Raw genomic sequence first — 5,432 nt, forward strand, 5'->3', positions numbered from 1 at the left:
AGTGATAATAAGCTGCCAAGGGGTAAATAGAGTAGGACTTCTCGAACGATGTCAACTGCGGCGCCAATTGACCGTGCTGAGAAGTGAGCCTTGAAAGGTATGACGTTGCTATCGTAGATAAGCTTTTGTTTTATTGCTTTGAGTGATAACTCAAAATCAAAGGGAGATAGCGCCACGGAAAATAAAAATAAAGAATATAAAACGATAGACAATAGTACATCATACTTTTGTTTATCCTTGCTATTTACGTGCGCACTGGGCTCCTGGTATAGCTTGATGCATAACAATGAAATAGATAAGCCTATCATCGATGCCATATAAGGCATGAATATATCGCTCCTGCCTGACTTTATAAAAACTTCTGATACTTCAATGCACAATGAAAAGAAAAGGCAGTGGACAGCGGGTACTAGAATGTTAGGTGTTTGGCGTTTTATTTGAATATGTGCGCTTAAAAAGGCAAGTGGTATGAATATGATACAATTCAACGTTAAGTACTGCCAATCTACTGATGCGGATGAAAAGTGGAAAAAGGGGTCAAGAATCAAGCGTGGCATGTCACTGTTTTGACTGTTTAGCTTTGCATAGATATCAGATAATGAGACGGTGATATTAAGAGGTAGTAAACAGGTTATATAAGCGACCGCTATATAGATAAACCGGATTCCAGATATGTTTTGCAATGCCGCATTATCTGATTTTTGCTCTATACCAAGTAAGCTAGAAGGTGAAAAGTGAAAGTGCTTTAGTGCAATATAGGCGACAAAATAGCTCGTGATAAAACCTGAAGTATTTGATATTACGTCTGAAATATCGGAATAGCGCCCAATAAATGCTTGCGTTATTTCAACTAGTGTACTGACTAAAAAACCAACAAACAGATAGGGGCTCATTAATCTAGGAGAGGATTTACTCGCTATATATAGGGAACAAAGAAAGCCCAATGGCATATACAGCAGTATGTTCGTAGCAACATCTCTTAGGTTGTGAAAATTAAAAGAAAATGCACTCCCTTTTTCGAGTAGGGTCTGGATTGCACTTTCTGTGCTGGGTGCCTTTCCTGTTAGGTAAAAGCTTGCCGCTAGAATAAATAGTAAATATAGAAGTAGAAGAAGCCCAAAGCTTAGTCGTGTTATATTTGGGCTTGTTTGTAACGGCATTTGAGTTTCCCTATTTCTGTTAAGAGTAAATAATAGCTTTAGACTTTACCACTCAATAGCTTGGCGGCCACTTTGAATAGGAATACTTTTATGGCGTCACTGATCTTTTTGTCACCGGATATAGGGCTTAGCTTGATTCCCAGTCTCCTCTTAACTAATTCATTAAAGCGCAAGGCTAAGCCTTTCTTCTGAGTTTCTTTCGTGTTGAAGATAATTGATACTGAGGCTGAAACTTCATCGCATGTTTTTACCCAGTGTGGTGCTAAATAGGGAATATGAGCGCCTTCACCTGGCTTAATAAAAGTTTTTGTTGAGGTGTTAACAAATTCGTCCCGTAAGCTTGGTGCTACTTTATGGGTTTTGGCTACAAATGTTTCCAGTTCATCATCACTAATTTGTTCTTTATTCCAGGGTTCCCACGTATAGACTTCTTTAGTGCCCGTAAGTTGCATAAGGAAAGTGCTATACCGGTCGATGTGATAAGGCGTTGTGCCATTTGGTGACGTGATAAATAGATAGAGTGTTGAGTCAGTAATTTCTGTACCTAGTTCTTGGGCAAGTTGTTCAAGGTCGTTCTTTAGCCCTGTAAATAGCTCTTTATATTGTTCGTCAATTTCAGGACTTCTAACCATCACAAAAGAGTCTGAAGTCGCCAGATTTTCCAGTGCGTGCTCTAATGAGCATTCTATTTTATGTTCTTTATGAGCTGTATCAAGATTTGCATTGATGTCGACTTTACTAGAGCTGGCATACACGTGCTCCGGGGGAAGTCTGAGGACTAACTCAGATAGACTATCAAGTGATGCTAGAGGTGTCTCCACTACAGACTGGTTAAATTTGAATGACCTTTTGTTGAAGTCGGAGAACTGCTGTTCTTGATCTAGTTTTATGTATTTATACATTTTGCATTCCTTTTTCTCTAGTACTCTTAGTGGAAGAGCTTGTGCGGCTAGCTATTTCTTGAAAATCTACTTATTCACTCGTTTTTTGATAACACGGGCAGAATCACACGCAGTATTTCTTCTTCGGATAAAGGGCTTAATTGAAGCTTAAAACCTTGGTTAAGTTGTTCGATCAGGTTATTTAACCAAAAGCCGTTGTAGACTGTTCCAGCATGATAGTCGGCCAATATCAGGTTGCTAGGGTGATCGCCTTGACGACTCTTAATGGTGACCTTATCAGCTAATCGGGTTTCAAGGTTTATGGGCTCATTATAACGGTCACTATATCGCTTTATTTGCCAGGCGACATCATCTATGAATAATACGCGTTTCTTATCTTGAACGTAACTTTTTAGCTGACGATCAAAACTACCCAGGACTTGGTCTCGGTTTTTGATGTTTTCTAATGTTGGCCAATGTTTATAGCTTTCGGTTAAATTGCAGTCTCGACACATACCAAGAACAGCGACCTTTACAGAAGGGTGGCTCGCCAATAATTGCTCGGTTGCCTCGGTGATCTGACGGACACACTCACTGACAACGTCTTTAGCTGTCTTGTCTAAGCCGCTGACTCCCCATTGTTCTAATAGTTTGGTTGAGCCGAGATTGTTTACGCCGATTCGAATGATGACCAGCCCCTTTTCCCAGAAGTCCGGAGAGCGCTGCAAGCGAGAGATCAGCCATTTTGCTTGATAGGGCCAGCCTTCAAGCAAAGACTGACAGCGAAGTCCGGAAACTGCATAGTTATAGTCGAAGTCTAATTTCTTGGGGGCTCGGGCAGGGAGCTTAAGCCAGTTCTTGATTCTTGCCCAGCGGTAACTTTCACCCCATGTCCCGAATGCTCCAAGATTAACTTGCTCAGATCGAAATCTGTCCCATAGTGCTGGCCAGTTGTAAGTGACGCTATGGAAGTCGCCTCCTCTAGCTTTATTGTCATATTTATCTCGATAGCTATGACTGTCTGAATCACCTAATATTGCGACAGGAAACGCAGCATCACCAGGATCAGAAGTATCGATGCCTGTCTTATTCAGGAATAGCCAGTACGAGGCAAAAACCATTACAAAAAAAAGGCCGATGGTGGTGGTTGTTGGTTTAATCGAAAGCATCCTTGCCTCACTTTAGTAATGTCTGCTTAACCAGTTTTTAATCGCGTCGAACAAGCTGTGCTTATCGTTCAGCATGAAAAAAGTATGGTCAGCTTTGGGGAAATAGACTTCTTCAAATATTTGCGTGAAGAACTCGCCAGGAAATGCATCTTTCATTTGTCCCTGATAGTTGTAGTAGGACTGTACCCCTCCGCTGTAGACATATAGGCACTTGGCTTCGCGTTGATGCAATACTTCCATGTCGGCCTTATATTGACTTTTTTCCGGCAAGCGCCAGACATAGTCATCAACATTATTTGCTTGATTATCGCTCGATTCTGAAGACATAGCTTTGGTTTTAGTCAGCCGCTTAATTAAAGCCTTAATCAGGTTGAAGGGCTGAGATAGCTTTTTGAGAAATTTCACACGATTAAACTTTGGACTTAGGTAACCATAGCCATCTATCCAAACTAAACCTTTGACACGATCATCCTTTACAGCAATTTTGTGAGCGTTCTCGGCACCTGTACAAAGGCCAAAAGAAATTACACTGCAGTGGTTAAACTGAGCTTCAAGGCAATCCAAGGCTGCAAGCATATCCTTGGTAATTTGCTCTGTTCGAGAAGAAGGTGATGCGATGCGGGTGCTATCACCTTGCCCACTCAGGTCAAATCGAAAGCTGGCATACCCTAGATCAGCCAAGAATTTTGCGAGATGTACATGCAAATTGAAAGGGCCTGATTTATGAACTGCACCAGCATTAATTATCAAGAAACAAGGCTTCTTGCAGTCTTCTTCTGGAGCAGTATAGATACCCTGAAGGTGGTGCTGTGGGCCAAAGCTCTGAATTTGTTCAATCATTGACTTAAGCTCTTTAAAATAAATTGGTTGATATTATGTGTTGAGATTGAGCGGTCAATGTCCTTGTAGAAGTACCAATTGCCTTCATCATCAATATGTTGGTAGTTGATATGCTGCCCACCTGTCGCACTTAAGCTTTCATCTTCGGTCGTTGAGATGACGGTGCATGGCGTATCATTAAGGCTATTGAGTTGGTCTGCCAGTCTTAGAGAGTCTATTTGCTTTTGTAATTTCGTACAGTATTGATAGCCAAGGTATTCACCCTGTTTTAGGTCACTGCTTTTCCTTCTAACACTGAAATGCCAGTTTTGAGTAAGTACTTGTTTTTGCAGAGTGTCTAATTTACCAAGATAGTCGGAGCCATTGAGAATCGGGTCCCAAAGGACTAGCTCATTAAACTGGCACTTTGTATTGGCTAATGTAGCAATTGAGGCGCCTAAACGTGAGGCGACACAGACCACCTGCTCAACGCCTGCTCGGGCTTTTAGCTCCTCATATGCTTTGATAAGGTCTTGTTGCCATTCTTCGATACTTTGAGTAGAAAACTCACCAGTGGAGTCACCCACGCCGTGGTAGTCAAAACGCATGCAATAAAAGCCTTGTTTAGCGAGGCTAGTGGCAAGTAGCTGGGTCATTCGATAGTTGCGAAAATACTCATGTCCGATCGGAGAGCTGAATAATATTGCTTTGCTACGATAAGCGCCCGCACCAGGCTCATGTATTACGCCGTAAAGAGGTAATTTACTATCACCGAAGAATACTGGGTGGATTGTTTGCGTTGCGGGAGAATGTAGCTCTGTTTTATTGGTTTCGTCAGAAAGACCTTTAGCCGCTGAGCTTTCTGTAGCGGCTGTTTTTGTGGTCTGATCTATTAGCTCAGCTAGTTGATGTAAGCTTTCCAGTAGTAAGTCTCGAGGCTTCAGTTCAACGTTAAAATGCGCTTGCACTTTATGAATAACTTGAATGGAAAGTAATGAATGGCCGCCGATATCAAAGAAATTATCGTATTTGTTAATATCATGGTTCCCGCATACTTCTCCCCAGCAGAGAGCTAACCACTTTTCTGTGCTTGTCTCGGGGCCTTGACGCGATTCACCGGCAGACATTTGAGTTAGGTTCCAGCTTTGCAGGACTTTTCGATCAAGCTTGTTGTTAAGGGTGCGTGGTAACTCCCCGAGTGCTTCAAGGTGCTGCGGCACCATGTAAGGGGGCAATTGCTGTCGCAGGTGCTCACGAAGTTCACTGAGACTAATCGGGCTATTCTTCCATACAACATAAGCGATGAGCCGCGTATCGCCGGCACGGACTTCTCGTACGCTTAAGGCGCAGTCGTCAATGGCGTCGTGTTGGCGCATAAGCGTCTCAATTTCACCCAGTTCTAT

Annotated in this window: 5 protein-coding genes; all 5 read right to left on the reverse strand. The window is 42.4% G+C overall.

Translation table 11 applies throughout. The features are described 5' to 3' along the window. Nucleotides 1-1,160 (reverse strand): VanZ family protein (locus tag A3766_RS06120; RefSeq protein ID WP_197479373.1); only part of this gene is annotated, 1,160 nt, incomplete at its 3' end. Nucleotides 1,161-1,198: 38 nt separating this feature from the next. Then, nucleotides 1,199-2,062: a JmjC domain-containing protein gene (locus tag A3766_RS06125; protein WP_068511712.1), complete on the reverse strand. Its 864-nt coding sequence runs from the start codon at nt 2,060-2,062 to the stop codon at nt 1,199-1,201. A 74-nt stretch (nt 2,063-2,136) separates the two neighbouring features. Beyond that, entirely contained in the window at nt 2,137-3,210 is a 1,074-nt protein-coding gene (locus tag A3766_RS06130) for a hypothetical protein (RefSeq protein WP_068511715.1), read from the reverse strand. A gap of 12 nt (nt 3,211-3,222) precedes the next feature. After that, entirely contained in the window at nt 3,223-4,050 is an 828-nt protein-coding gene (locus A3766_RS06135) for an alpha/beta fold hydrolase (RefSeq protein WP_068511716.1), read from the reverse strand. Continuing rightward, the coding region (locus A3766_RS06140) for a phosphopantetheine-binding protein (RefSeq protein ID WP_231882844.1) at nt 4,047-5,432 on the reverse strand (1,386 nt) is incomplete at its 5' end. The genes A3766_RS06140 and A3766_RS06135, both read right to left, overlap by 4 nt.

It is taken from the genome of Oleiphilus sp. HI0132 (genome assembly GCF_001635845.1).